The organism is Ewingella sp. CoE-038-23, from assembly GCF_040419245.1.
In the GTDB taxonomy this organism is placed as follows: Bacteria; Pseudomonadota; Gammaproteobacteria; order Enterobacterales; family Enterobacteriaceae; genus Ewingella; species Ewingella allii.
The window spans coordinates 291,478-317,143 of record NZ_JAZHOH010000001.1 but is presented as its reverse complement, the minus strand read 5'-3'; the positions used below and the strand labels follow the sequence as shown (position 1 = coordinate 317,143).

General features: G+C 52.9%; 29 protein-coding genes. 14 read left to right on the top strand and 15 right to left on the bottom strand.

The genetic code is table 11. The annotated features are described in order from the left end of the window. Positions 1–52: 52 nt before the first annotated feature. The 6 genes from V2154_RS01545 to zapE all read right to left on the bottom strand — a co-directional run bounded on the left by V2154_RS01545 (position 53) and on the right by zapE (position 5,523). On the bottom strand, positions 53–1,471 hold the full coding sequence (locus V2154_RS01545) for a glycoside hydrolase family 1 protein (RefSeq protein ID WP_353500781.1): 1,419 nt from the start codon (positions 1,469–1,471) through the stop codon (positions 53–55). 283 nt (positions 1,472–1,754) lie between these two features. Then, positions 1,755–2,255, bottom strand: a complete 501-nt coding sequence (sspB, locus tag V2154_RS01540) for a ClpXP protease specificity-enhancing factor (RefSeq protein ID WP_353500780.1) — start codon at positions 2,253–2,255, stop codon at positions 1,755–1,757. Positions 2,256–2,258: 3 nt separating this feature from the next. Further along, a complete protein-coding gene (sspA, locus tag V2154_RS01535; protein ID WP_034786725.1) occupies positions 2,259–2,900 on the bottom strand; it encodes a stringent starvation protein SspA in 642 nt (213 codons plus the stop codon). A 367-nt stretch (positions 2,901–3,267) separates the two neighbouring features. Further along, positions 3,268–3,660, bottom strand: coding sequence for a 30S ribosomal protein S9 (rpsI, locus tag V2154_RS01530; RefSeq protein ID WP_013577238.1), 393 nt, complete (start codon positions 3,658–3,660; stop codon positions 3,268–3,270). 16 nt (positions 3,661–3,676) lie between these two features. Then, positions 3,677–4,105, bottom strand: coding sequence for a 50S ribosomal protein L13 (rplM, locus tag V2154_RS01525; RefSeq protein WP_013577239.1), 429 nt, complete (start codon positions 4,103–4,105; stop codon positions 3,677–3,679). A 287-nt stretch (positions 4,106–4,392) separates the two neighbouring features. Further along, positions 4,393–5,523 (bottom strand): cell division protein ZapE, encoded by a 1,131-nt coding sequence (zapE, locus tag V2154_RS01520; protein ID WP_353500779.1) that lies wholly within the window; start codon positions 5,521–5,523, stop codon positions 4,393–4,395. Positions 5,524–5,781: 258 nt separating this feature from the next. On the opposite strand from zapE, the gene zapG reads away from it, so the two are divergent. The 3 genes from zapG (at position 5,782) to degS (ending at position 8,888) form a co-directional block, all read left to right on the top strand. Beyond that, positions 5,782–6,183, top strand: a complete 402-nt coding sequence (zapG, locus tag V2154_RS01515) for a Z-ring associated protein ZapG (RefSeq protein WP_353500778.1) — start codon at positions 5,782–5,784, stop codon at positions 6,181–6,183. 159 nt (positions 6,184–6,342) lie between these two features. Next, on the top strand, positions 6,343–7,710 hold the full coding sequence (gene degQ, locus V2154_RS01510; RefSeq protein ID WP_353500777.1) for a serine endoprotease DegQ: 1,368 nt from the start codon (positions 6,343–6,345) through the stop codon (positions 7,708–7,710). Between the two features lie 107 nt (positions 7,711–7,817). Then, a complete protein-coding gene (gene degS / locus V2154_RS01505; protein WP_353500776.1) occupies positions 7,818–8,888 on the top strand; it encodes an outer membrane-stress sensor serine endopeptidase DegS in 1,071 nt (356 codons plus the stop codon). 100 nt (positions 8,889–8,988) lie between these two features. Here the strand turns inward: degS and murA are convergent, their stop codons facing one another. From murA to mlaF, 7 genes are all read right to left on the bottom strand, one after another. Next, positions 8,989–10,248: a UDP-N-acetylglucosamine 1-carboxyvinyltransferase gene (murA, locus tag V2154_RS01500; protein WP_353500775.1), complete on the bottom strand. Its 1,260-nt coding sequence runs from the start codon at positions 10,246–10,248 to the stop codon at positions 8,989–8,991. 68 nt (positions 10,249–10,316) lie between these two features. Continuing rightward, complete coding sequence (gene ibaG / locus V2154_RS01495) at positions 10,317–10,571, bottom strand: BolA family iron metabolism protein IbaG (RefSeq protein WP_034786719.1); 255 nt, start codon at positions 10,569–10,571, stop codon at positions 10,317–10,319. 192 nt (positions 10,572–10,763) lie between these two features. Continuing rightward, complete coding sequence (gene mlaB / locus V2154_RS01490) at positions 10,764–11,057, bottom strand: lipid asymmetry maintenance protein MlaB (protein WP_353500774.1); 294 nt, start codon at positions 11,055–11,057, stop codon at positions 10,764–10,766. Further along, complete coding sequence (mlaC, locus tag V2154_RS01485) at positions 11,054–11,686, bottom strand: phospholipid-binding protein MlaC (protein ID WP_353500773.1); 633 nt, start codon at positions 11,684–11,686, stop codon at positions 11,054–11,056. The genes mlaB and mlaC overlap by 4 nt, the downstream gene beginning before the upstream one ends. 39 nt (positions 11,687–11,725) lie before the next feature. Further along, complete coding sequence (mlaD, locus tag V2154_RS01480) at positions 11,726–12,274, bottom strand: outer membrane lipid asymmetry maintenance protein MlaD (RefSeq protein WP_353500772.1); 549 nt, start codon at positions 12,272–12,274, stop codon at positions 11,726–11,728. Between the two features lie 3 nt (positions 12,275–12,277). After that, entirely contained in the window at positions 12,278–13,060 is a 783-nt protein-coding gene (mlaE, locus tag V2154_RS01475; protein ID WP_034786715.1) for a lipid asymmetry maintenance ABC transporter permease subunit MlaE, read from the bottom strand. A gap of 15 nt (positions 13,061–13,075) precedes the next feature. Beyond that, entirely contained in the window at positions 13,076–13,879 is an 804-nt protein-coding gene (gene mlaF, locus V2154_RS01470; RefSeq protein WP_034786714.1) for a phospholipid ABC transporter ATP-binding protein MlaF, read from the bottom strand. Positions 13,880–14,190: 311 nt separating this feature from the next. On the opposite strand from mlaF, the gene V2154_RS01465 reads away from it, so the two are divergent. From V2154_RS01465 to npr, 11 genes are all read left to right on the top strand, one after another. Next, the gene (locus V2154_RS01465; protein WP_353500771.1) at positions 14,191–15,168 is read left to right on the top strand and encodes a calcium/sodium antiporter; all 978 of its coding nucleotides are present in this window, start codon (positions 14,191–14,193) and stop codon (positions 15,166–15,168) included. Positions 15,169–15,185: 17 nt separating this feature from the next. Beyond that, positions 15,186–16,172: an arabinose-5-phosphate isomerase KdsD gene (kdsD, locus tag V2154_RS01460; protein ID WP_353500770.1), complete on the top strand. Its 987-nt coding sequence runs from the start codon at positions 15,186–15,188 to the stop codon at positions 16,170–16,172. A gap of 16 nt (positions 16,173–16,188) precedes the next feature. Beyond that, positions 16,189–16,755 (top strand): 3-deoxy-manno-octulosonate-8-phosphatase KdsC, encoded by a 567-nt coding sequence (gene kdsC / locus V2154_RS01455; RefSeq protein WP_353500769.1) that lies wholly within the window; start codon positions 16,189–16,191, stop codon positions 16,753–16,755. Then, on the top strand, positions 16,752–17,330 hold the full coding sequence (gene lptC / locus V2154_RS01450) for an LPS export ABC transporter periplasmic protein LptC (RefSeq protein ID WP_353500768.1): 579 nt from the start codon (positions 16,752–16,754) through the stop codon (positions 17,328–17,330). The genes kdsC and lptC overlap by 4 nt, the downstream gene beginning before the upstream one ends. Further along, positions 17,299–17,859 (top strand): lipopolysaccharide ABC transporter substrate-binding protein LptA, encoded by a 561-nt coding sequence (lptA, locus tag V2154_RS01445; protein ID WP_353500767.1) that lies wholly within the window; start codon positions 17,299–17,301, stop codon positions 17,857–17,859. The genes lptC and lptA overlap by 32 nt, the downstream gene beginning before the upstream one ends. Positions 17,860–17,865: 6 nt before the next feature. After that, positions 17,866–18,591, top strand: a complete 726-nt coding sequence (gene lptB / locus V2154_RS01440; protein ID WP_353500766.1) for an LPS export ABC transporter ATP-binding protein — start codon at positions 17,866–17,868, stop codon at positions 18,589–18,591. A 72-nt stretch (positions 18,592–18,663) separates the two neighbouring features. Beyond that, positions 18,664–20,097, top strand: a complete 1,434-nt coding sequence (rpoN, locus tag V2154_RS01435) for an RNA polymerase factor sigma-54 (RefSeq protein WP_353500765.1) — start codon at positions 18,664–18,666, stop codon at positions 20,095–20,097. A 23-nt stretch (positions 20,098–20,120) separates the two neighbouring features. Next, positions 20,121–20,408, top strand: a complete 288-nt coding sequence (hpf, locus tag V2154_RS01430) for a ribosome hibernation promoting factor (RefSeq protein ID WP_034786702.1) — start codon at positions 20,121–20,123, stop codon at positions 20,406–20,408. A 113-nt stretch (positions 20,409–20,521) separates the two neighbouring features. Continuing rightward, complete coding sequence (ptsN, locus tag V2154_RS01425; protein ID WP_172468494.1) at positions 20,522–21,004, top strand: PTS IIA-like nitrogen regulatory protein PtsN; 483 nt, start codon at positions 20,522–20,524, stop codon at positions 21,002–21,004. Between the two features lie 138 nt (positions 21,005–21,142). After that, on the top strand, positions 21,143–21,997 hold the full coding sequence (gene rapZ / locus V2154_RS01420) for an RNase adapter RapZ (RefSeq protein ID WP_353500764.1): 855 nt from the start codon (positions 21,143–21,145) through the stop codon (positions 21,995–21,997). Continuing rightward, positions 21,994–22,266: a PTS phosphocarrier protein NPr gene (npr, locus tag V2154_RS01415; RefSeq protein ID WP_034786698.1), complete on the top strand. Its 273-nt coding sequence runs from the start codon at positions 21,994–21,996 to the stop codon at positions 22,264–22,266. Before rapZ ends, npr begins: the two co-directional genes overlap by 4 nt. A 73-nt stretch (positions 22,267–22,339) precedes the next feature. On the opposite strand, the gene V2154_RS01410 is transcribed toward npr, so the two are convergent. Together V2154_RS01410 and V2154_RS01405 are read right to left on the bottom strand one after the other, a co-directional pair. Continuing rightward, on the bottom strand, positions 22,340–24,259 hold the full coding sequence (locus V2154_RS01410; RefSeq protein WP_353500763.1) for a BglG family transcription antiterminator: 1,920 nt from the start codon (positions 24,257–24,259) through the stop codon (positions 22,340–22,342). A 125-nt stretch (positions 24,260–24,384) separates the two neighbouring features. Next, positions 24,385–25,581 carry a lactonase family protein gene (locus V2154_RS01405; protein ID WP_353500762.1) on the bottom strand — a complete coding sequence of 399 codons (1,197 nt, stop codon included), beginning with the start codon at positions 25,579–25,581 and terminating at the stop codon, positions 24,385–24,387. Positions 25,582–25,666 lie beyond the last annotated feature (85 nt).

Sequence of the window (25,666 nt, the reverse complement as noted above, 5' to 3'; positions counted from 1 at the left end):
AAAAGCGGGGATGGCAACATCCCCGCTTTTTTTTGCCTTCAACGCTGACTGACTAGAACTGGGTATACAGCCCCTCAAATTCAAAGCCGTTGTTCTGGCTGAGTAATTTGTAGAACTCGCCGCTCTTCTTGATGGTTCGCTGCTGGGTTTTGAGGTCCAGCGCAATCAGCCCGTAACGGTTTTTATAGGTATTCAGCCACGACCAGCAGTCGATGAAGGTCCACAGGTGGTAGCCTTTAACGTTGCAGCCCTCGCTGATGGCCTGATGCAAGTAAGCCAGATGGTTTTGAATGAAGCCGATGCGATAGCTGTCCTGCACTTGCCCGTCTTGAATGAAACGCTCTTCATCCGCCACGCCCATGCCGTTTTCCGAGATATAAGCTTCGATATTGCCGTAGTTGTCGCGGATATCCACGCACAAATCGTAAATCCCCTCTTCGTAGATTTCCCAGCCACGGTAAGGATTGAACTTGCGTCCCGGCATCACATAGCTTTCGAAGAACCATTCCGGCATGAAAGGCGATTGCGGATCCACCGCCGTCAGCCGCGCCTTAACTCGCCGAGGTTCGTAGTAGTTGATCCCCAGAATCTGCACGGTGTTTTCGGCGATGATTTGCAAATCCCCCTCTTCAATTACCGGCATCTGATCGTGCTTCTTCAGCACATCGACAAGTTCAGCCGGGAACTCACCTTTAACTGATGGGTCGAGGAAGCTGCGGTTATAGAACAGATCGGCGTATTTCGCGGCCTGCACGTCGGCCGGATTTTCGCTGCGCGGATAGCTCGGGCTGAGATTCAAAATCACGCCAATCTTGCTGTTCAGACCGTGGCTCTTGAAGGCGCGGACTGCCATGGCGCTGGCGAGAACCGTCGTGAACGCCACCTGAGCGGCACGCTTGAAATCAACCACGTTAGGATAGTGGAAGTCTTCTAAAAAGCCGCCCAGCACCGGCACAACCGGCTCATTGAAGGTAAACCAGCGATAGACTAAATCACCAAACTCGCGGAAGCAGACGTCGCAGTAGCGGACATAGGCTGCCAGCACCTCGCGATTCTCCCAGCCGCCTTTGAGCATCATGGCTTCTGGCATGTCGAAATGGAAAAGATTCACAAAAGGCTTAATGCCTTGCTGGGTCAACTCTTCCAACACTTTGCGGTAGAAAACGATGGCTTCGGCACAGACTTCCCTATCGCCCTGCGGGAACATGCGTGCCCAGGAGATAGAGATGCGGAAGGAATTATGCCCGGTCTCCTTCATCAGCTGGATGTCTTCGGGATAGCGATTAAAGAAGTCGGTGGTGACGTCGGTGTTAATGCCGTGGTGAAAGCGATTCGGATATTTATCCCAGGACATGTCCCATTGAGTGCGGCCCTTGCCCGTGTTACCGCGACCTTCCGCCTGCTCTGCCGACCAGGCGCTACCCCACCAAAAGTCCTGTGGGAAAGATAAAAACTGTGGTTTCAGCTTCATGCGAACACCTCCGCCGCCATCTGATTCCCTTCAATGATTGCAGCAACGCCTTGGTGTTCAACATTCAATACGTCCATACCCATCCTCTCCATATATGCACAGTCGTGATGAGTATTTAGCATGGTCGGGATACTTTGCTGAGTAAACAAGTAACAGCGGCAGATGAAATCTTTGTGATACCCATCACCAACTTAGGGAGTGGCCCGGCAACTCCGCTGAAAACAGCCATAAAAAAACCCCGCATCAAGATGCAGGGTTTATGTTGTGGTCATGCTATTCGCGCTTACTTCACCACGCGAAGTGCAGGACGCCCACCACGAGGCGGCGTCGGTGGCTCATCATCCGGATTCTCTTCAGAGACATCCGGCAAATCGCCGTCGATAACCGACATCGTTGGCGCTGAATCTGCTATTTCGCCTTCGTCGCTGTGGTCCTCAAAGGTACCATCAGCGTCATAAGCGGGTTCAGGTTCGAACATGGTACCTGCGCCATTTTCACGGGCGTAAATCGCCAGCACGGCGGCGATAGGCACGAAAACGTTGCGAGGAACACCGCCGAAGCGTGCGTTAAAGCGAACATCATCGTTACCCAGTTCGAGGTTGCCGACGGCGCGCGGTGCAACATTGAGGACAATCTGACCATCACGGGCAAATTCCATCGGCACCATAACGCCTGGCATGGTGACGTCTACCACCAAGTGCGGCGTCAGCTGGTTGTCGAGCAACCAGTCGTAAAACGCCCGCAGCAGGTAGGGACGGCGCGGAGACATGTCAGTCATCTCCATCACTTAACCTCGGGTATGCAAACGCATTTCGCGCTCTGGTTCAGTCAAAGAGGCCAGGAAAGCATCACGCTCGAATACGCGAGTCATGTAACCTTTCAGCTCTTTAGAACCCGCGCCTGACAGCTCAATGCCCAACTCAGGCAAGCGCCATAACAACGGAGCCAGATAGCAGTCAACCAGACTGAATTCTTCGCTCTTGAAGTAAGGCATGTAAGAGAAAATTGGCGCGATGGCGAGCAGTTCTTCACGCAGTTGCTTACGCGCAGCGTCAGCTTCTTGTGCAGAACCCTGTTCGATTTGGCGCAGCAGTGAGTACCAGTCATTTTCGATGCGGTGCATCATCAGACGGCTTTCACCACGAGCAACCGGATAAACCGGCATTAATGGAGGATGCGGGAAACGCTCATCAAGGTATTCCATGATGATACGTGATTCAAACAGAGTCAGCTCACGATCGACCAGCGTTGGAACGGTGCGATATGGGTTGAGGTCAATAAGATCCTGCGGCAAGTGATCCATATCCACCTGCTCGATCTCGACGCTAACACCTTTTTCCGCCAGTACGATGCGTACTTGATGGCTAAAAATGTCGGTCGGGCCGGAAAACAGCGTCATTACCGAACGTTTGTTGGCAGCGACAGCCATGAAAACCTCCAAGTTTATCTAGAATAATCTGCGAATAGCCAACTGGTCAGGCTTATATCCTGAACAGTCATCTTCACCACCAGCCCGCAGTCTCGCTCCGTAATTTCGCTTCTAGTTTCTTCAATAAACGTTGGCAAGGTAAACCCTAGCCATAGAGTGCGGTAACGGGAACTGCTCGGCGAACAGGCACAAAAGTGTGTGATAGTTTACCAGATTTTGACCGGTCTGTGGGGACGGGATGGAGGATTTCGTGGTGAAATGTGTGTCAGAAGGCAATTTGTTGAGGCATTACGCAAATTTCAGACATAAAAAAACCCGGTGAAGCACCGGGTTTTTGACGCTGTTCTTTGTGCCGAAGCAGAAAGAATTAACGCTTGGAGAACTGAGGACGACGACGTGCTTTACGCAGACCGACTTTCTTACGTTCAACCTGACGAGCATCACGAGTAACGAAGCCAGCTTTACGCAGTTCGCCACGAAGATTTTCGTCATATTCCATCAGTGCACGAGTGATACCGTGACGGATAGCACCAGCTTGACCGGAGATACCACCACCTTTAACAGTGATGTACAGGTCAAATTTCTCAACCATGTCGACCAGTTCCAGAGGTTGACGAACTACCATGCGGGCAGTTTCACGACCAAAGTACTGTTCCAGGCTACGCTGGTTAATTACGATGTTACCACTACCCGGTTTGATGAAAACGCGAGCGGCGGAGCTTTTGCGGCGACCAGTGCCGTAGTATTGATTTTCAGCCATTGCCTATAATCCCGAATTAAATGTCAAGAACTTGCGGTTGTTGCGCCGCATGAGTGTGCTCGTTACCCGCGTAAACTTTCATTTTACGGTACATTGCACGACCCAGCGGGCCCTTTGGCAACATGCCTTTAACCGCGAGCTCGATCACGCGTTCAGGACGGCGAGCGATCATCTCTTCAAAGGTCGCTTGCTTGATACCACCGATGTGGCCGGTGTGATGGTAATAAATCTTGTCGTTACGCTTGTTGCCGGTAACAGCAACTTTTTCTGCGTTCAGAACGATGATGTAATCACCAGTATCAACGTGCGGAGTGTATTCCGCTTTATGTTTGCCACGCAGACGGCGAGCCAGTTCAGTGGCCAGGCGACCTAAAGTCTTGCCGGTTGCGTCAACTACGAACCAGTCACGTTGTACGGTTTCCGGTTTAGCTGTAAAAGTTTTCATTAAAAGCTTACCCAATTAAAGTTACACGTTGGCGAACACCCTAACGCCTATATGTTTTTATGAGCCGAAGTTCATAAAATAAGTATTGGAGGTTCACACGACCATCGTCCAGCAAACCTACCCCTTCGAATAGCCAATGCCGGCACTTATAAAGTTTCGGGAAAAAAACTTCGTAGTAACGTGGGGTCGCAAGATTATAGAGAAGTCGCCCACAAAGATCGAACCCTTTTTTGACTAAAACGCAGATTTCGCAACCGATTCTTTTTTCACCCATTAAACCAAGCAACTTAGGGAAGATGCGGGCGCTTGAGGTACTCCTCGCTCTGCATCTCCTGCAATCGCGAGAGGCAGCGCTGGTATTCAAATTTTAGCCGCTCGCCCTGATAAATCTCGAACATTGGCTTCTCGGCGGAAATCACCAGCTTAACGTGGCGCTCATAGAATTCGTCCACCAGCGCAAGAAAACGGCGGGCCGGGTTTTCATCTTTCACGCCCATCACCGGCACGTTGTGCAGTAGCACGCTGTGGTAGATTTTTGACAGCGCAATGTAATCCAGCTGGCTTCTGGCCTCTTCGCACAGGGTGTGGAACTCCACGGCCAGCACGCCATCGCCGGAAGCAATCGCCTGTAGCGGGCGGTGATTCACCTGCAACACCGGGCCAACCGCCCCCTCTTGCCCCGCGAGTTTGTCGAACATATGCTGCATCGCGACCTGAGTTTCAGTCTGTAGCGGCGTAAGCCACAAATTAGCCTGGGTGAGCGTTCGCAGGCGGTAATCGATACCCGCATCCACGTTCATCACCTCGCAATACTCTTTAATTAAATCAATCGCAGGCAGGAAACGCGCACGCTGCAAGCCATTACGGTACAGGTTGTCCGGAGGAATGTTCGAAGTGGCAATCAGCGTGATGCCACGGGCGAACAGCGCCTGAAGCAGGGTCGCCAGCAGCATAGCGTCGGTAATGTCAGAGACAAAAAACTCGTCGAAGCACAGCACGTCCGTTTCGGCTTTAAAGCCGTCGGCGATGATTTCCAGCGGATCTTCCTTGCCCTGTAGCTCAGTTAATTGCTCGTGAACTCGCAACATGAAGCGATGAAAATGTAAACGCAGCTTGCGATCGCCGGGAAGTGTCTGAAAAAACAGATCCATCAGCCAAGTTTTCCCCCGCCCTACCCCGCCCCACATATATAATCCCTGGGCTGGTCTCTGCGGGCTCTTTTGAGCACTTTTGCCGAACAGTCTTCCCAATAAGCCCGGCCGGGCTGAAGGTGAAACTGGCGCAGCACCCGCTTGAGCATTTAACGCGTGATAAATAGCGTCTAACCGCGTGACGGCGGCAAGCTGAACATCATCTGGTTGGAACTCACCGGCCGATAATGCGTTCTTATATACTGTCAGTGGTGTAATGGGTTGCATGTGGTTCAACGTCCCTGAGAAAATATTTTTCAGTATTTCGCGGAGGTTATGCGCAGATTTAATGCCTATTCGCCGCTTTTATCACCCGTCTGCTCGTGAAAAAACCGCTTTCCTTTGGTGATTGTTCGCCTAGGATTCCACTCAGACAAGGTAAACGGTTATAGTGGACTTATACGGGTCGAAACGTATGTTGAATTTACGTTAAAACCATTGCGTGAAAAAGCCCTACGGAACAACGAAGTTAAAATAGGAGTCATTATGACCTGGGAGTATGCGCTCATTGGATTAGTGGTCGGTATCGCCGTTGGTGCGGTAGCGATGCGCTTTGGCAATCGTAAATTACGCGATCAGCAAGTGATGCAAAACGAGCTGGAGAGAAGCAAAGCAGAACTCGAAGAGTATCGTCAGGAACTCACTGGCCACTTCGCCCGCAGCGCTGAGCTGCTGGATAACATGGCCACCGACTATCGCCAGCTGTATCAGCACATGGCGAAAAGCTCGAACAATTTACTGCCAGATATGCCGGCCCATGACAATCCGTTCAACTACCGTTTGACGGGTTCAGAGGCAGATAACGATCAGGCTCCGGTTGAGATGCCACGCGATTACTCAGATGGCGCGTCTGGCCTTCTGCGCGGTGAGCGTACTGGTCGTAAATAAGGTTCTACCTTGCTCCGCGACGCTATTCATCGTTGCGGGCAACTCGCGGCGCACCGATTTCGGTGTCGCCGCGCCAACTTCAAACCCGTCTTCTTTTATAAATATAAACAATCTCATTACCGTTTAGAGCCTCTAACAGACAGCGAGAGAGTTATCCTGATGAAGAAAAAGTCATTTTTACTCAGTGCATTAGCCATTAGTCTCGGATTAACCTTCGCTTCTGTTCCTGTTGCGAACGCCAGTATTCCTGTCGCCGTAGACGGTCAGGCATTGCCAAGTCTGGCGCCAATGCTGGAAAAAGTCCTGCCCGCCGTGGTCAGCGTGCAGGTCACTGGCACCACGCCTGCCAGCAACGACGTTCCCCCTGAATTTAAATTCTTCTTCGGCCCACAGTCGCCAACGGAAGATCAGGGCGGTCAGGCTTTTGAAGGCCTTGGTTCTGGCGTCATTATTGATGCCGCCAAAGGCTATGTACTGACCAACAACCACGTGGTTAACAACGCCGACAAGATCAAAGTGCAGATCAACGACGGTCGTGAATATGATGCGAAGCTGATTGGCAAAGACGATCAGTCCGATATCGCCCTGATTCAGCTGATTGACGCCAAAAACCTGACCCAAATTGCCATGGCTGACTCCGACGCGCTGCGCGTGGGCGACTTCGCTGTTGCCGTAGGTAACCCCTTCGGTCTGGGTCAAACCGCGACGTCCGGCATTATCTCTGCGCTGGGGCGCAGTGGCTTGAATCTGGAAGGGTTGGAAAACTTTATCCAAACCGATGCCTCAATTAACCGGGGTAACTCTGGTGGCGCGCTGATTAACTTGAAAGGCGAGCTTATCGGTATCAATACCGCGATCCTCTCCTCGCAGGGCGGCAGCATCGGCATTGGTTTCGCCATTCCGGTGAACATGGCGAAAAACCTCAGCGCTCAGTTGATTAAGTTTGGCGAAGTGAAACGCGGCCTACTGGGTATTCGCGGCAGCGAAATGACTCCGGAACTAGCAAAAGCCTTCAAACTGGACAGCCAGCGTGGTGCCTTCGTCAATGAAGTTCTGCCGGATTCCGCAGCGGCAAAAGCCGGTATCAAGGCTGGCGACGTGCTGATCACCCTGCAAGGCAAACCGCTAAGCAGCTTTGCCGAACTGCGTGCCAAAGTGGGAACTGCCGGTCCGGGCGTCACCATGCAGATTGGTTTGCTGCGCGAAGGCAAGCCGATGAATGTGGATGTCACGCTAGATAAAAGCCCGACGGTGGAAACCAGCATCGATAAGATAAACCCGGCGCTGCAGGGCGTGACCTTGAGCGATCTTGATCCTAAAACCGCTAAAGGTATTCGGGTCGATGACGTGAAGAAAGGCTCTCCGGCGGATCAAATCGGCTTGCAGAAAGATGACGTGATCGTCGGCGTAAACCGCGAGGCCGTCGACAATCTGGCTGCACTGCGCAAGATCCTGGAAACCAAACCGGCCTTGATTGCCCTGAGCGTGCAACGTAAAGGGCAGAATATCTATTTGTTGATGCCGTAAAAGCGTCGTTAATGCCGTAAACCTCTGAAAATCGGACGTAGCCAGTGCTGCGTCCGATTAACTCATGCTATCCTTCTGACATATTTCAACCACCATTCCAGACACTCATGCTAGTTAAGTTATTGCGATCCGCCGTTATTGGACTGATTGTTGCCGGTATTTTGCTGGCCGCGGTGCCTATGCTGCGTAAAAATATCGCCCAGCCGCTGTTTGAGCATAATTTCACTGAAAATAGCCAACAGCCGGTCAGCTATAACGAAGGCGTGCGTCACGCAGCCCCTGCGGTAGTTAACGTTTATAACCGTAATATGGGAGCCAACTCGCAAAGCGAGTTGCAGATCCGCACTCTGGGATCGGGCGTCATCATGAATGACAAAGGCTACATTCTGACCAACAAACACGTTATCAATAATGCTGACCAAATCATCGTCGCATTACAGGATGGGCGCGTGTTTGAAGCCCTGCTGGTCGGTTCGGATACCCTCACCGATCTGGCCGTGCTGAAAATCGATGCAGGTACTAATCTGCCGGTCATTCCGATTAACGCCAAGCGGGTGCCTCACGTGGGCGACATCGTGATGGCGATTGGCAACCCTTATAACCTTGGTCAGACCGTGACGCAGGGGATTATCAGCGCCACGGGGCGTATTGGTTTAAGCCCGTCTGGTCGCCAAAACTTCCTGCAAACCGATGCCTCTATTAACCAAGGCAACTCGGGCGGGGCGCTGGTGAACTCACTGGGCGAACTGGTGGGTATCAACACCCTCTCCTTCGACCAGAGCAATGATGGCGCGACGCCAGAGGGCATCGGCTTCGCCATCCCTACCGCATTGGCCACCAAAGTCATGGGCAAGCTTATCCGCGATGGTCGGGTGATCCGTGGTTATATCGGTATCGGCGGGCGCGAGGCTTCTCCTCTGCACGGGCCAAATACCGGTTTAGATAGAATTCAGGGCATTATCGTTAATGAAGTGACACCAAACGGTCCGGCGGCCAACGCGGGTATCGTGGTGAGCGACGTGATTGTCAGCGTGAACGGCAAACCGGCGGTGTCAGCCATTGAGACGATGGACCAGGTCGCAGAGATTCGCCCTGGCACGGTTATCCCGGTTGAGATCATGCGCGACGGCAAGAAGATTGCTCTACAGGTCACCATTCAGGAATATCCGTCGCATTGATCGGGCGATAAAAACCAGAGCGATAAAAAAAGCCGGAAGATTCAATCTTCCGGCTTTTTTATGGGTGGCCCGACAGGATATGTCGGGCAGTACGGCGTAATTACTCGCCTTTCACACGTTCGATTTTTGCACCCAGCTGGCGCAGTTTATCTTCGATACGCTCATACCCGCGATCGATGTGATAAATACGGTCAACGATAGTCACGCCTTCCGCAATACAGCCCGCCAGTACCAGACTCGCCGAAGCGCGCAGGTCGGTCGCCATTACCTGCGCACCGGACAGCTGCTCAACACCGTGACAAATCAAGGTGCTGCCTTCAATCTCAGCGTGAGCACCCATACGGATAAGCTCAGGGATGTGCATGAAGCGGTTTTCGAAGATGGTTTCGGTGATAACGCCGGTACCTTCAGCCACCAGATTCAGCAAGCTGAACTGCGCCTGCATGTCAGTCGGGAAGCCCGGGTGCGGGGCGGTGCGCAGCGTTACGGCTTTCGCGCGCTTACCGTGCATGTCGAGGCTGATCCAATCTTCGCCTACTTCGATATCAGCACCTGCTTCACGCAGTTTTGCCAGCACGGCATCCAGCGTGTCAGGGCGAGTATCGCGGCAAACCACTTTACCGCCAGAGATAGCAGCTGCAATCAGGAAAGTGCCGGTTTCGATACGGTCAGGCACGACGCGGTAAACACCGCCGCCGAGACGCTTCACGCCTTCGATGGTGATTTTGTCGGTACCTGCGCCAGTGATTTTCGCACCGATGGCGTTGAGGAAGCCGGCAGTGTCCGCGATTTCAGGCTCACGCGCCGCGTTCTCGATGATGGTGGTGCCTTCAGCCAAGGTTGCCGCACACATGATTGTCACGGTCGCGCCTACGCTCACCTTGTCCATCACGATGTGAGCGCCCTTCAGGCGGCCATCGACAGAAGCTTTCACATAGCCTTCTTCCAGCACGATTTTGGCACCCAACTGCTCAAGGCCGCTAATGTGCAAATCAACCGGACGCGCGCCGATAGCGCAGCCGCCCGGCAGGGAAACCTGCCCCTGACCGAAACGAGCAACCAGCGGGCCTAATGCCCAGATAGAAGCGCGCATGGTTTTGACTAAGTCGTATGGCGCGCAAAATTCATTTACGTCGCGTGCATCAACAAAAACCGAACCATTACGTTCGACTTTAGTCCCCAGCTGACCAAGCAGCTTCATGGTGGTGTCGATGTCTTTTAAATGCGGGACATTCTGTAGCTCAACCGGCTCTTCGGCGAGAAGCGCGGCAAACAAGATAGGAAGTGCGGCATTTTTTGCACCGGAGATAGACACTTCGCCACTTAGACGAGTCCCACCCTGTACACGAAATTTATCCATTATGACGGCTCTCTTAATTTCAAAAACTTCATTTCAAATATTGCGGAACTGCCGGATGAACCAGCAGCTTAAAAACCGTTCAGCTTGCGATCGCGCTGCCATTCTTCAGGGGTATAAGCTTTGATAGAAAGGGCGTGGATGCGGTTATCAGCGATGTATTCCATCAGCGGGGCGTACACGGTTTGCTGTTTTTTCACGCGGCTCATGCCGTCGAACATGGCGCCGACCACGATGGCCTGAAAATGGCTACCGTCGCCAGTAATGTGAGCTTCATCTAATGCCAATGCGTTCATCAGCACGTCTTTAATTTCGTTAGTGTCCATAGCAATCGATTCTTCTGAAGAGATCATAACAGCCGAACATCTTATAGAGATCCGGCCAACTCTTAAACCATGAAAAAGCCCCTGTTCGAGAGTTTCGCACAGGGGCTTGTCGGTATGGACGCCGCTTTAGCCATGACTTCAGGCTAACTCACGGTATCTATTGCCTTATTTTATCCGGCATGGAAGGCACATTTAGTTAACAGGAATAATGTCCTGCAAATTGTAGAGTGCGATCAAGGTGCTCAAACGGTCGGTCATGCCGGTCACGCTGAGTGAGCCACCGCCCTGCTCTGCCAGCTCACGCAGGTGAACCAGCATCGCCAGTCCGGCAGAATCAACGCGCTCAAGGCCAGCAACATCCACAGTGTTAACGCCCGCCATCAGAGTCAGGCGCTGGTTCCATAATGGCAGCAGGGTTTCGCGATCCAACTCACCGCGCAAAATCAGGCGCGGTGGTTGATGTTCCCAGCTCAGTTGGCCTTTCATTTTTGATCCAGAGTGATTGGCTGCGCAGCGGCTTGTTTCAGACGCTCAGTCAGACCATCAATGCCTTTCTGGCGCAAAATGTCTGCCCACTCGTTCTGCTTGGTAGAGATCATGCTGACGCCTTCGGCAATCATGTCATAAGCCTGCCAATCGCCAGTCTGGCTGTTTTTACGCCATTGGAAATCAAGACGAACCGGCGGACGGCCGTGCTGGTCGATGATGGTAACGCGGATAGCGATGATTTGCTGGCCGGCATAAGACTGCTCAGGCTGTACCTGATAGGTCTGATCGCGGTATAACGCCAGCGCCTGACCGTAAGCCTGTTGCAGGTAGTCGCCGAACGCTTTGAAGTACGCATCACGCTGGGCTGGGGTCGCATCTTTGTAGTAACGGCCTAGCACCAGAGCGCCCGCGTATTTGATCTGCACGAAAGGCAGTAGCTCTTCACGCACGATGGTACGCAGATAGTTTGGATCTTGTTTGATTTTCGGCTGATCGGTTTTCAAGCGGGTAAAGGTATTTTTCGCCGCTTCATTCATCACGCTATAAGGGTTGGTCTTGTCTACTGCCGCATTGGCTAGGGGTGCCATTACCACCAGCAGAGTGGCCAAAATAATACGTTTAAACATGCCGTGCTCCTCTTAATAAAGCTTTGCGATGGAAACTACTTAATGACTTGGGGCCGCAGGTTGTGGGGCTGATACAGCATCTGGCGCTGCCTGTGCGTCACCGGATTTCGCATCTTTACCATCGTTACCACTCTTGTACAGGAATTGGCCGATAAGGTCTTCCAGCACTAAAGCTGATTTGGTGTCCTGAATTGAACCGCCATCTTTAAGGATAGTCGTTCCCATCTCTGGGTCTTCGAAACCAATGTTCAGGGCCAGGAATTGCTCGCCCAGCAGGCCAGATGTACGAATCGCCAAAGTACTGGTGCTCGGGATCTGATTGTATTTCTGCTCGATATCCATTTCCACTTTTGGCGAGTAGTTTTTATCGAGGGTGATGGCGCTAACACGGCCAACCACTACGCCGCCCACTTTCACCGGAGAGCCCGCTTTCAGGCCACCGATGTTGTCAAAGGTGGCAGAGATACGGTAAGTCGGTTCTGAACCGATCGAACGAATATCGGCCACTTTGAGGCAAAGGAATAACACGGCGCACAGGGCGATTATCAAAAATGCGCCAACCCAAATTTCACTCTTTTTCGTTTGCATCGATTAATTCCCAAACATCAGTGCTGTCAGCACAAAATCTAATCCCAGCACCGCCAAAGACGAATGCACCACGGTACGAGTCGTTGCCCGGCTAATCCCTTCCGAAGTTGGGATAGCATCATAACCATTGAAAAGCGCAATCCAGGTCACGGTAATAGCGAAAACTACGCTTTTAATCAAACAGTTGAGCAGGTCATGACGCCATTCTACTGCACTTTGCATGGCGGACCAGAAGAAGCCGCTGTCGATGCCTTTCCAGTTAACGCCGACCAGAGAGCCGCCCCAAATCCCCACCGCGACAAAAATGGCGGTGAGCAGTGGCATGGAGATCATCCCGGCCCAGAAGCGCGGCGCGACAACGCGGCGCAGTGGGTCGATTGCCATCATTTCCAGACTTGAGATCTGCTCGGTGGCTTTCATCAAGCCGATTTCCGCAGTGAGTGCAGAACCCGCACGCCCGGCGAACAGCAGAGCCGTGACTACCGGCCCCAACTCGCGGAGCAAAGAGAGTGCCACCATCATGCCCAGACTGGCTTCAGCACTGTAGGTGGTCAGAACGATGTAGCCTTGCAGCCCCAGCACCATGCCGATAAACAGGCCTGAAACCAAAATGATCAGCAGTGACAGCACGCCCACGCTGTACAGCTGTTTGAGCAGCAACGGCCACTGCTTGGCAAACTGCGGCTTACCGACCAGAGCGCGGAACAGCATCAAACCGGCGCGACCGAAAGAGGCGCAAGTTTGAATGCCACGGCGGCCCGTTGAGGCTAATGCCTTAATTAACATTGATATACAACTCCATCATCCAAGCAGCTCGGTTTTATAATCACCCGCTGGGAACCGGAAAGGCACCGGACCATCCGCAATGCCGTCCAGGAACTGGCGGACGCGTGGGTCAGGATTGTTCTGCAATTCCTCCGTCGTTCCTTCCGCAATAACATGCTGAGCCGCCACGATATAAGCATAGTCGGCGATGCTAAGGACCTCGGGAACGTCGTGCGACACGACAATACAGGTAACACCAAGTGCATGATTAAGCTCATCAATCAGCTTCACCAAGACGCCCATGGTGATAGGGTCCTGGCCGACAAATGGTTCGTCGAACATGATGAGTTCGGGATCAAGCGCGATGGCGCGAGCCAAGGCGACGCGACGCGCCATACCGCCGGACAGCTCCGCCGGCATCAGTTCCCCTGCCCCGCGCAGGCCAACGGCCTCCAGCTTCATGGTAACAGTGCTGCGCAGCAGCTCTTCGGGCAGCTTGCTGTGTTCGCGCAGCGGGAAGGCGACATTTTCAAACACATTGAGGTCGGTGAACAATGCACCGGACTGAAACAGCATGCTCATTTTTTTACGTGATTCGTAGAGCTTACTGCGTGATAAGGCAGGGATATTTTCCCCGTCGAACCAGATTTCACCACTGTCTGGTGCTAGCTGGCCGCCAATGAGACGCAACAAGGTGGTTTTCCCGATCCCCGATGGCCCCATGATGGCAGTGACTTTGCCGCGTGGCACCGTCATGTTTATCTCTTCGAAAATGGGACGATCGCCGCGCATGAAGCTCATGCCTTTGATCTCGACCAGATTCGATTGGCTCTGACTCATTCAGTTTATCCCTTCGGACTGTTTCAGCTTACGATACCCCTGATGTTAGAGGGATCAGCGCATAACTCCGGTATTTTTACAAAAACTTACCGCGTTTGCGTCACTAAAGTTGCCATTGATTTACTTTTCTCTGGCAGAGGGTCAAAATCTTCGAAAACACGATTAAAACAAATCAACAATTCGTCTAACATATAGCAGCTTTGACTGGCTGTATTCAGGACAGTTTGAAGCTTGTTGATCATTTTTGACTACCATTTTGGTCGCCTGTTCGGGTTACGAACCTCGCATTATACCTAATTAAAGGACTTTTCATGCTTCTCGCTATCGTACTCATGGTTGTCGGCCTCCTGCTTCTGGTTTATGCCGCCGATCGATTAGTGTACGGAGCCGCCGTTCTCGCCCGCTCAATTGGCATCCCGCCGTTAATTATAGGTATGACCGTGGTTGGCATCGGGATCTCCTTGCCGGAGCTGGTGGTATCCACCACCGCCGCGATTAATGATCAGATGGATTTAGCCGTGGGTAACGCCATCGGTTCAAATATCATTAATATTCTTCTGATTTTGGGCGGAGCGGCCCTAATTCATCCACTTTCCGTGGGTTCTGATATCTTGCGCCGCGAACTCCCTTTATTGTTACTGGTCACCGTGCTCTGTGGTTTTCTGCTTAGCGATGGTGAATTGAGCAGAATGGACGGCCTTCTGCTGCTGGCGAGTGCCGCGATTTTTGTCATCTTAATGATAAAAATTGCCCGCGCCGCCGAGAAGCAAGGGTTGGACACGCTGACTTATGAACAGATGGCCGAACTTCCACAGGACAGTAGCAATACGGTCGCTTTCCTGTGGCTGGCGCTGGGGTTCATTATCATGCCGCTGGCGTCGAGCATGATTGTTGATAACTCGACGGTGATTGCCCGCTACTTTGGCGTCAGCGAACTGATTATCGGTTTGACGGTGGTGGCTATCGGCACCAGCCTGCCGGAGCTGGCGACCTTTATTGCTGGCGCGGTGAAAGGTGAAGACGACATCGCGCTGGGTAATATTATCGGTGCCAACATCTTTAACACCTGTTTGGTGCTGGGCCTGCCCGCGCTGGTGGCTCCAGGGTCGTTTAGCCCTGAGGCGTTCCACCGCGATTACTGGGTCATGTTAGCCGTCAGCGTGGTGCTAACTGGCCTGTGTTTGATGCGCAAACATCGCATCGGCCATCTGGCAGGAACCTTGTTATTATGCGGCTTTGTCGCCTATCTCGCGTTGCTCTACTTTGTGCCGGGCAGCGTTGATTTTTGACCCATCAGGAAGAAAAAATGGGAAATTTCGAGCTAGAGCGCGGGTTTGATTATCAATCCGCAGGAAAAGCAGTGCTGAAGACGGAACGCGAAGGACTGGAGCAACTCGACCAATACATCAACGACGATTTTACCCGCGCCTGTGAAAAGATGTTCGCCTGCGTCGGTAAAATAGTGGTGATGGGGATGGGGAAATCAGGCCACGTCGGGCGCAAAATGGCGGCAACCTTCGCCAGCACAGGCACGCCAGCGTTCTTCGTCCACCCGGGCGAGGCCAGCCATGGCGACCTGGGCATGGTGTCTAAACAAGACGTTGTTATCCTGATTTCCAACTCCGGTGAATCGCACGAAATCTTGGCGCTGATCCCGGTGCTGAAGCGTCTTTCAATCCCCTTGATTTGCATGACGGCCAACCCGGAAAGCTCCATGGGTCGAGCCGGCGATGTGCATATCTGCGTGCGCGTTCCCGAAGAAGCCTGCCCGCTGGGCCTTGCGCCGACCACCAGCACCACCGCGGTGATGGTGATGGGCGACGCGCTGGCCGTGGCGCTGTTACAGGCTCGCGGCTTCACCGAGGAAGACTTCGCCATGTCCCATCCCGGCGGAGCACTTGGCCGTAAGCTTCTGCTGCGCGTCAGCGATATCATGCACACCGGGAGCGAAATCCCCCACGTCAGCCGCGATGCGTCTCTGCGCGACGCCCTGCTGGAGATCACTCGCAAAAATCTCGGGATGACCATCATTTGCGATGACTTGATGAAAATCGAAGGCATCTTCACTGATGGTGACTTACGGCGCATCTTCGATATGGGCGTCAATATCAATGAGGCCTCCATCGCTGATGTCATGACCACGGGCGGCATCCGCGTTCGTCCGAATTTGCTGGCCGTTGATGCCCTAAACTTGATGCAGGAACGACACATTACCTGCGTAATGGTTGCCGATGGCGACCAGTTGATGGGTGTGGTACATATGCACGACATGCTGCGCGCTGGCGTCATTTAATTGAGGAATGCCCTGAATGAGTAATAAAGCAGCTACGGTGGATACGTGTTATGGCCCGGTCAGCGCCAATGTGCTGGAGCGAGCTAAGTCCATTCGCCTGCTGATTTGTGATGTGGACGGCGTGATGTCTGATGGCCTGATTTATATGGGTAATCAAGGCGAAGAGCTGAAAACCTTCAATGTACGCGATGGCTATGGCATTCGCTGCCTGCTGACGTCCGACGTCGAAGTGGCGATCATTACCGGTAGAAATGCAAAATTGCTGGAAGATCGCGCTAATACGCTGGGAATTCGTCATCTATATCAGGGGCAGTCAGATAAGCTTTTGGCCTTCCGCGAACTGTTAGATACACTGTCCTTAAAGGCTGATGAAGTTGCCTACATTGGTGATGACCTGATTGACTGGCCGGTGATGGCTGAAGTAGGTCTGTCTGTTGCCGTAAAAGATGCGCACCCTATTCTGCTTCCAAAGGCGCATTATGTAACCCAAATCCCCGGTGGGCGTGGCGCAGTACGCGAAATATGTGACCTTATTCTGCTGGCACAGGGCAAGCTGGAGGACGCCAAAGGGCTGTCAATATGAACAAACCTAAGCTTTGGATAACTATCGTTCTGGCCATCGTGGTATTAGCCCTGATTGGCTGGAACCTGTCTGATTCAGACAACACTGCCCCTGTCACAGTGAATGATCAGGACCCGACTTATCAGAGCCAGCACACGGTGACGGTCGTTTATAACCCTATGGGCGCCCTGAATTACAAGCTAGTCTCTGACGAAGTCAAATATTACACTACGACTCAATTAACATGGTTTACCAACCCGGTAATGACCATGTATGACAAAGACAAAATTCCTGTGTGGACGGTTCGCTCAGATCGCGCCAAGATGACCAATGACAAGATGCTCTATTTGTATGGTCATGTGCAGGTCGACAGTCTGACGCCTGATACCTCGCAATTGCAGCGTATTAGAACCGACAACGCTTCTGTCAATTTGGTAACGCAAGATGTTGCCTCTGATGATGAAGTGACGCTTTACGGCACAGGCTTTACATCTAACGGCATGAAAATGCGTGGAAATCTGCGTAACAAAACCGCAGAGCTGATCGATAAGGTAAATACCTCTTATGAAATTCAAAACAAAAAACAGAATCCGTAATCTCCTGATCACCAGCTCTCTGTTAGCCGTCAGCATTCCGGCGTTTGCGCTGAAAGATGACACCACAAAGCCGATCACTATCGACTCTGCTAACCAGGCACTGGATGTGAACACCAATACCGCGACCTTTACGGGCAACGTGGTGGTGAATCAAGGCTCTATTCAGGTGAAAGCCGATAAAGTCGTGGTTATCCGCCCTAACGGCGTTTCCGGGCAAGAAGTGGTAGAAGGCTATGGTAATCCCGTGACCTTCTATCAGATGCAGGATAACGGTAAGCCAATCAGCGGCCACGCTTCGAAAGTGCGCTATGAAGTGGCGAGCGATCTGGTGACGCTGACCGGCAATGCTTATCTCGAACAACAAGATAGCAACGTGAAAGGTGACAAAATTACTTATCTGGTGCAAAAACAGCAGATGCAGGCCTTCAGTGACAATAAAGGCGGCCGTGTGACCACCGTGCTGGTGCCTACGCAATTGCAAGACAAAGGCCAGCAACCGGCGACAACTCCGACCAAAAAGAGTAAGTGATAATTTATGGCAACGTTAATCGCAGAAAATCTGGCTAAGGCTTATAAAGGCCGCAAAGTGGTCGAGGACGTCAGCCTGACCGTCAACTCCGGCGAAATCGTTGGGTTGCTGGGGCCAAACGGTGCCGGTAAAACCACCACCTTCTACATGGTCGTGGGCATCGTTCAGCGCGACGCGGGTCGTATTGTGGTTGATGATGAAGACATCAGTCTGCTGCCGCTGCATACCCGCGCACGTCGCGGTATTGGCTATCTGCCGCAGGAAGCCTCTATTTTCCGCCGCCTCAGCGTTTTCAACAACCTGATGGCCGTGCTGGAAATTCGCGACGACCTGACCAAAGAGCAGCGTAACGACCGCGCCAACGAGCTGATGGAAGAGTTCCATATCTCTCATCTGCGCGATAACTTGGGTCAATCCCTGTCTGGTGGTGAGCGCCGTCGTGTTGAAATCGCCCGCGCGCTGGCCGCCAACCCGAAATTTATCCTGCTGGATGAACCCTTTGCCGGCGTTGACCCTATTTCAGTTATCGACATCAAAAAGATTATCGAACATCTGCGCGACAGCGGGCTGGGGGTATTAATTACCGACCATAACGTTCGTGAAACGCTGGATGTCTGTGAGCGCGCTTACATCGTCAGTCAGGGCAAGCTTATCGCTCATGGTACTCCGACAGATATTCTGGAAGATGAACAAGTGAAACGCGTTTATCTCGGCAATGAGTTCCGTCTGTAATCACCGATTCTGCCCGCTTTCATTCGCGTTGAGTGACGGCGGGTAGTTCAGTTCAGGAAGTAAAGCCAAGATATGAAGCAAGGTTTGCAGCTCAGATTTAGCCAGCAATTGGCCATGACACCTCAGCTACAGCAGGCTATTCGCCTGTTGCAGCTATCAACGCTTGAGCTCCAACAGGAGATCCAACTGGCGCTGGAAAGCAACCCGCTGTTGGAGCAAACCGATCTGCATGATGAAATTGATTCCGTCGAAGCCACGGCCAGTGAAGGCTTAGATACGCGTGAAGCCCTTGAGCAGAAAGATATGCCCGAGGAGCTGCCGCTCGACGCCACGTGGGATGAGATTTACACCGCAGGAACGCCGTCAGGCACTGGTAATGACTACAGTGATGACGAGTTGCCAATCTATCAGGGCGAAACCACCCAAACGCTGCAAGATTACCTCATGTGGCAAGTGGAACTGACCCCCTTCACCGACACCGATGCCGCCATTGCCACCTCTATCGTCGACGCCGTTGACGACACCGGCTACCTCACCGTCTCGCTGGAAGATATCCTTGAAAGCATGGGCGATGAAGAGATAAGCATGGATGAGGTTGAAGCCGTGCTTAAGCGCGTTCAACGCTTTGATCCGGTGGGGGTTGCCGCACGCGACCTGCGCGACTGCCTGCTGATCCAGCTATCGCAATACGTGGCGGAAACGCCTTTTCTGGCCGAAGCTAAATTGATCGTCAGTGAACATCTGGATCTGCTCGCCAATCATGATTTTCGCGCACTTATGCGTTCGACCCGCTTAAAAGAAGATACACTTAAATGTGCGATGCAGCTGATTCAGTCGCTCGATCCGCGCCCAGGGCAGTCGATCAACACCGGCGAATCTGAGTATGTGATCCCCGATGTGCTGGTGCGTAAAGTGTCGAACGTCTGGACCGTCGAGTTGAATTCAGACAGCATTCCACGCCTGAAGATTAACCAGCAGTATGCCGCGATGGGCAACTCAACGCGCAGTGACAGCGACGGGCAGTTCATTCGCAGTAATTTGCAGGAAGCCAAGTGGCTGATTAAGAGCCTCGAAAGCCGCAACGACACGCTGTTAAAAGTGACGCGCTGCATTGTCGAGCAGCAGCAGGCGTTCTTTGAGTCAGGCGAAGAATTTATGAAACCTATGGTGTTGGCCGACATCGCCAGCGCCGTGGATATGCACGAATCGACCATATCGCGCGTGACCACGCAGAAGTTTCTGCACAGCCCGCGCGGTATCTTCGAACTAAAATATTTCTTCTCCAGCCATGTCAGTACTGACAGCGGAGGCGAGGCATCATCTACCGCCATTAGGGCGCTGGTGAAGAAATTAATCGCGGCGGAAAACCCTGTCAAACCGTTAAGTGACAGCAAGTTAGCCACCATGCTCTCTGATCAAGGGATCATGGTCGCACGTCGCACAGTAGCGAAATACCGAGAGTCTTTGTCCATCCCGCCTTCAAACCAACGTAAACAGTTAGTTTGACCTCAACAGAGAAGGAAGACATTATGCAGCTCAACATTACCGGACACCACATCGAGATCACGGAACCTATCAGAGAATTTGTTACGACAAAATTTGCCAAACTTGAGCAATATTTTGATCGAATAAATCAGGTATACGTGGTGTTGAGCGTTGAAAAAGTGCAGAAAAAGGCGGAAGCCACGCTGCATGTGAATGGAGGCGAGTTGCACGCCACCTCGGATCATCAGGATATGTATGCAGCCGTCGATCTCCTGATTGATAAGCTGGCTCGCCAGCTCAATAAGCATAAAGATAAACTGAAACAGCACTAGCACCCACATAGTCTCTATGCACTACGGACCTTGAGTATCGGCTCGCGACCTTCTGGCAGCGAGCCGAACTGTCATTTAGGGTAAAAGAGCCTGTCCGGTGTCAGAGCGAAAAAGTGAATGATGAAATGATTAACGATATAGCCATGCAGTTAACGTCGGTCCTTAATGCCGAGTGCACCAAAAGCGGCGTTCACTGCGCCAGTAAGAAACGCGCGCTGGAAATCATCAGCGAACTCGCCGCCAAGCAGCTCAATCTGGCGCCACAGGTTATTTTTGACGCCATTTTGACCCGCGAGAGAATGGGCAGCACCGGTATCGGTGCGGGTATCGCCATTCCTCACGGCAAATTGGAAGAGGATACGCTGCGCGCCGTAGGTGTGTTCATTCAACTGGAACAGCCGATCGCTTTCGACGCTATCGATAATCAACCTGTCGACCTGCTTTTTGCCTTGCTGGTCCCTGCCGATCAATGTAAAACCCATCTACACACCTTGTCTTTAGTGGCGAAAAAGCTCGCTGACAAAGCCGTGTGCCGTCGCCTGCGCGGCGCGCAAAGTGACGAAGAACTGTTCCAAATCATGACCGAAAGTGAATAATAAGAAGAATACAGATTTAAGATCTCTTTAATGTTCAGCCGGATAATAGTGTTTACCGGCGCGATTTTGCCAATGACGGTTCCCGGATAGTCTTCCGGGAAAGTGAATTCAGAACACTGATTGCAGGGGAGTGACAACATGGTGCTGATGATTGTCAGCGGCCGTTCCGGTTCAGGGAAATCGGTTGCTTTGCGGGCACTGGAAGATATGGGTTTTTACTGTGTCGATAACCTGCCGGTGGTCTTACTGCCGCAGCTCGCACAGACCCTTGCTGAACGTAATACCTCCGCCGCGGTCAGTATCGACGTGCGCAACATGCCGGAAACCCCGGAAGTTTACGAACATGCAATGACGCAGCTGCCCGCGAGCTTTTCGCCGCAGCTGCTGTTTCTCGACGCCGATCGCAACACGCTGATCCGCCGTTACAGCGACACTCGTCGCCTGCATCCGCTTTCCAGTAAAAATCTGTCGCTCGAAAGTGCGATTGATGAAGAAGCTGACCTGCTAGAGCCGCTGCGCTCTTCCGCAGATCTGATCATCGACACCTCCGAGATGTCAGTTCACGAACTGGCTGAAATGCTGCGTACTCGCCTGCTGGGCAAGCGCGAGCGCGAACTGACCATGGTGTTTGAGTCCTTTGGCTTCAAGCACGGCATTCCTATTGATGCCGACTACGTGTTTGACGTGCGCTTCCTGCCGAACCCGCATTGGGACCCGAAACTGCGCCCGATGACCGGTCTGGATAAACCCGTCGCTGCGTTCCTCGACCGCCATACCGATGTGCATAACTTCATTTACCAGACCCGCAGCTACCTTGAACTGTGGCTGCCGATGCTGGAAACCAACAATCGCAGTTATCTGACCGTCGCCATTGGCTGCACCGGCGGGAAACATCGCTCGGTTTACATCGCTGAACAATTGGCTGACTACTTCCGTTCTCGCGGGAAGAATGTGCAATCCCGCCATCGCACGCTGGAAAAACGCAAATCATGACGGTTAAACAAACGGTAGAAATCAAAAACCGGCTGGGCATGCACGCTCGTCCGGCAATGAAGTTGTTTGAACTGGTGCAGAGCTTTGAGTCAGAAGTGATGCTGCGTAACGACGCAGGCATTGAAGCCGAGGCCAGCAGCGTGATCGCGCTGCTGATGCTGGACTCGCCAAAGGGCCAGCAGATTGAAATCGAAGCCACCGGCTCCGATGAGGTTCAAGCTTTGGAAGCCGTGATTAATCTTATCAATTCCGGCTTCGACGAAGACTAATTGACCCATCATATTTCAAGGTGCAGGCGCGTTGGCTGCACCTCGAACTATTTTGGGTAAAGCAGCATTTTTCTTAAATTCTACTCAAACAATCTATCGCTATCGCTTTAAAAGAATTAAAACTTTCACTACTTAGCAAACGGCTCATCGACCTTTCCCGCACAAACGTCACGAACAAATCGTAAATCGCCATCGCCTCTTCATAGTCCGCTTTGCTGATCGCCAGCAGGAAAATCACGTGCGCAGTTTCGCCATCGCCCCACTCAATGCCCTGCGGGGATAGCAGGGTGATCACCACCGTCTTCTTGGCGAGCAGCCCCAGCGAGTGCGGCAGCGCAATGCCTTCGCCCAGCATGGTCGACACAATCTCTTCGCGCTCGACCACTGACGGATAGAACTCTGCGTCGACATAGCCCTCTTCTTCCAGCTGGCTGCACACCTTGTGGAATAGCTCGGCCTGGGTCATCGGCTGATTGATTATCATGAAATGGCGCTCGTCGAAAAACTTCTCCAGCATATAGGGCCGCGTGCGGTCCACCAGCACCAGCTTGCCGAGCTGCTCCATCTGGTACTCGGTGGGGAATGGCGACAGCACCACCACCGGCTTGTTCTTCTCGGTGATGCGCGCATTGGAGATAATGAAATCTTCGTCGATGTGCTCCAGCTTCTCGTAATCTCGCAGCGTCACCACTTGCGTCACCACCAGCTGCGGGTATTTGCGGCTGATCTGCGCCTGAATCATGCGAATGGTCGAGTTGCCGGTATCGCACACCAGCATCACCTGCGGATGGCGCTGGTAGCCGATGTTGTAGTGGCGCTCCAGCCCGACGCCGATATGCAGCACCAGAAAACCGATTTCGTTTTCACTGAGCGAATAAGGGGTGTATTTGCCCCAGCTCGATACCGCCGCCAGCGTGACGTCGTAGGCCATTGGGTAGTGCTGTTTGATGTTGCTCAGCAGCGGGTTGGGGATGTTAATCTGATACTTCACCCGGGTTATCATGGTTTTGATATGGGTGAGCAAGTCGGCGCGGAGCTGCTTATCCCCTTGTAAATCATAGTTATAGTGCGCATTGATGTAGGACAGAATGTAGTCCACCAGCGACTCATCGTCATCGGCATTAATATCCGTCGGCAGGATGTTCTGCACCCGCCGTGCCGCGATATTCACCCGCAAATAGGCCTCTTCAGCCGCCGGGATCTCCTTACCGACTAGCGCCTTAAGCTCGGCCGCCAGGCGCGTAGAGACCTGCTTCACCGCCGGGTCGCCCTCTTCAGCATCAAAATCCGTTAACGGATAGCCGCCGCTAATGCGCTTAATCGCCACCGCGCAGTACAGAATCAGGTACTGCTCACCTTCATCGGTCAGTTGGATCGAGGACTGCGCCAGCGACTGGTGCATAAAATCGGTTAACGGCCCCAGCGCCTCAAGCGCCAGACTCTCGGTTTTCAGCAGCGGATGGCTCTGCTCGTCGCTTTCCAGCTGGAACAGCAAATCCGTCAGGCAGGAGCGAATCGCCAGCTCGGCGCCAAACAGCTTCATGCCGTAACGCGGCTTGGTTTCAATGCTCAGGTGGTAACGTGCCAGACGTTCTCTGACCTCAGCCATATCATTTTGCAGGGTTCCCCGGCTGACAAACCATTCATCGGCCAGATCTTCTAGCTTGAGGGAAAAGGCTGAGGTCAAAAAGCGTATAAGCAGGTAATTCACCCGCTCCGGCGCGGTGCGCGGCGTTGGGCTGACCCGACGATTATTGGTTTCCTGCAACGCAGAGAACAGCGTCTGATCGTCGATTTTCAGCTGATAGCCGCTACCGCGGTTATGCACAAAGGAAGCGCCGTACTGGGCCATAATTTCATTCAGCGCGGTAATATCAGCGCGCACGGTGCGAGTGGAGACGTCAAGGCGCTTCGCCAGCTCGTCCTGAGGCAGCGTTTCGGCCTGTAGGGCATCAAACAGATGGGCCAGTCGTTGATAGGGAAATCTCACCATAATCCTTCCAGTCGGTTGTTGCTGTGAAACATCAATTCTACTGCCACTTGAAATGACAAGGCGGGATGACCAACCGCGTCACCCCGCACCCGTTATTTTCCGCCTACCTCACGAGGTAAAACGGCTTAAGGAACAATCACCATCTGCGACGGGCTGCCCACTGGCGTGTAATCATCAACAAAAGTCAGTTTACCGCTCTCGGCGGCAATCTTGAATCGAGTGATGTTATCGCTTCGTTGATTCATCGCGTAAATGTATTTTCCATCCGGCGACAAGGTCAGCGTGCGCGGGTAGTCGCCACGGGTCCAGGCTTCTTCCGCGAAGGTCATTGCCCCCTCGCCCGTCACGTTGATTTGCGCGATGCTGTTATGCAGGCGGTTCGCCACGTAAAGGTGATGGCCATCCTTGCTCAGCACGATACCGGCGGCAAAGTTGGTGCCTTTAAAGTTAGCAGGTAATGAAGAGAGCACGTGCAGCTGGGTCAGCGTGCCTTTGGCGCTGTCGAAGCGATAGCTGGTCAGGGTCGAAGCTTCTTCGTTAATCAGGAACACCACTTTGCCGTTCGGGTGGAACACGAAATGGCGCGGCCCCGCACCGGCGGAAGAGGCGTTGATAAACGGAGGATCGTTGGCTTCCAGCTTGCCGCTGGCACTGTCCAGCTTCCACTGATAGATCCTGTCCAGACCCAGATCGGTTGAGAAGACAAACTTGCCGCTCGGATCGGTGGCGATCATGTGCGCATGCGGGCCGTTGTGGTCGCTGGCGGCAAAACTGCCCGGCGCCGCAGCTTCAGGTTTGGCGGCACCGGCCGGGCCTGAGTCCTGTTGATGATCGCTGGCTTCGCCCAGTTTGCCACTGGCATCCACCGGGAAAGTCGCCACCACGCCGCTGATGTAGTTAGCCACCAGCAGGTGATCGCCTTTTGGCGTCAGCGATAGGTACACCGGACCTGCGCCCTGTGAATCTACCTGATTGATCAGCGTTAAGCTGCCGTCCTGCGGGTTGATTTTATATGCCGCAATCGCACCGTTTTTGCCGCCATTGAAGTTATCGATTTCGCTGCCAATGAACAGCGTTTTGCCGTCGTGGCTCAGCACCATCTGTGCCTGATTCGGCAACTGGCTGGCCAGCACGCGCTCAGTCAGCGCGCCGGTTTTGCTATCAAATTTAAAACGATAGACGCCTTCGCCATTGGGATTGTAAGTCCCGACATAGGCATAGTGTGAAGTTTGGGCCATGGCTTTTTCTGCTGCGTAGAGCGGCGTGGCAGACATCGCCAGCATCGCGGATGTTAAACCTGAAATCAGTAACCAGTTTCTCATACATTTCCTCAAATCAAAGGGATTGCCAGACAAACGCGGGATCCCTGCGCCATAAAACGGCGACGCAGGGTGTTTAACAGCGCAG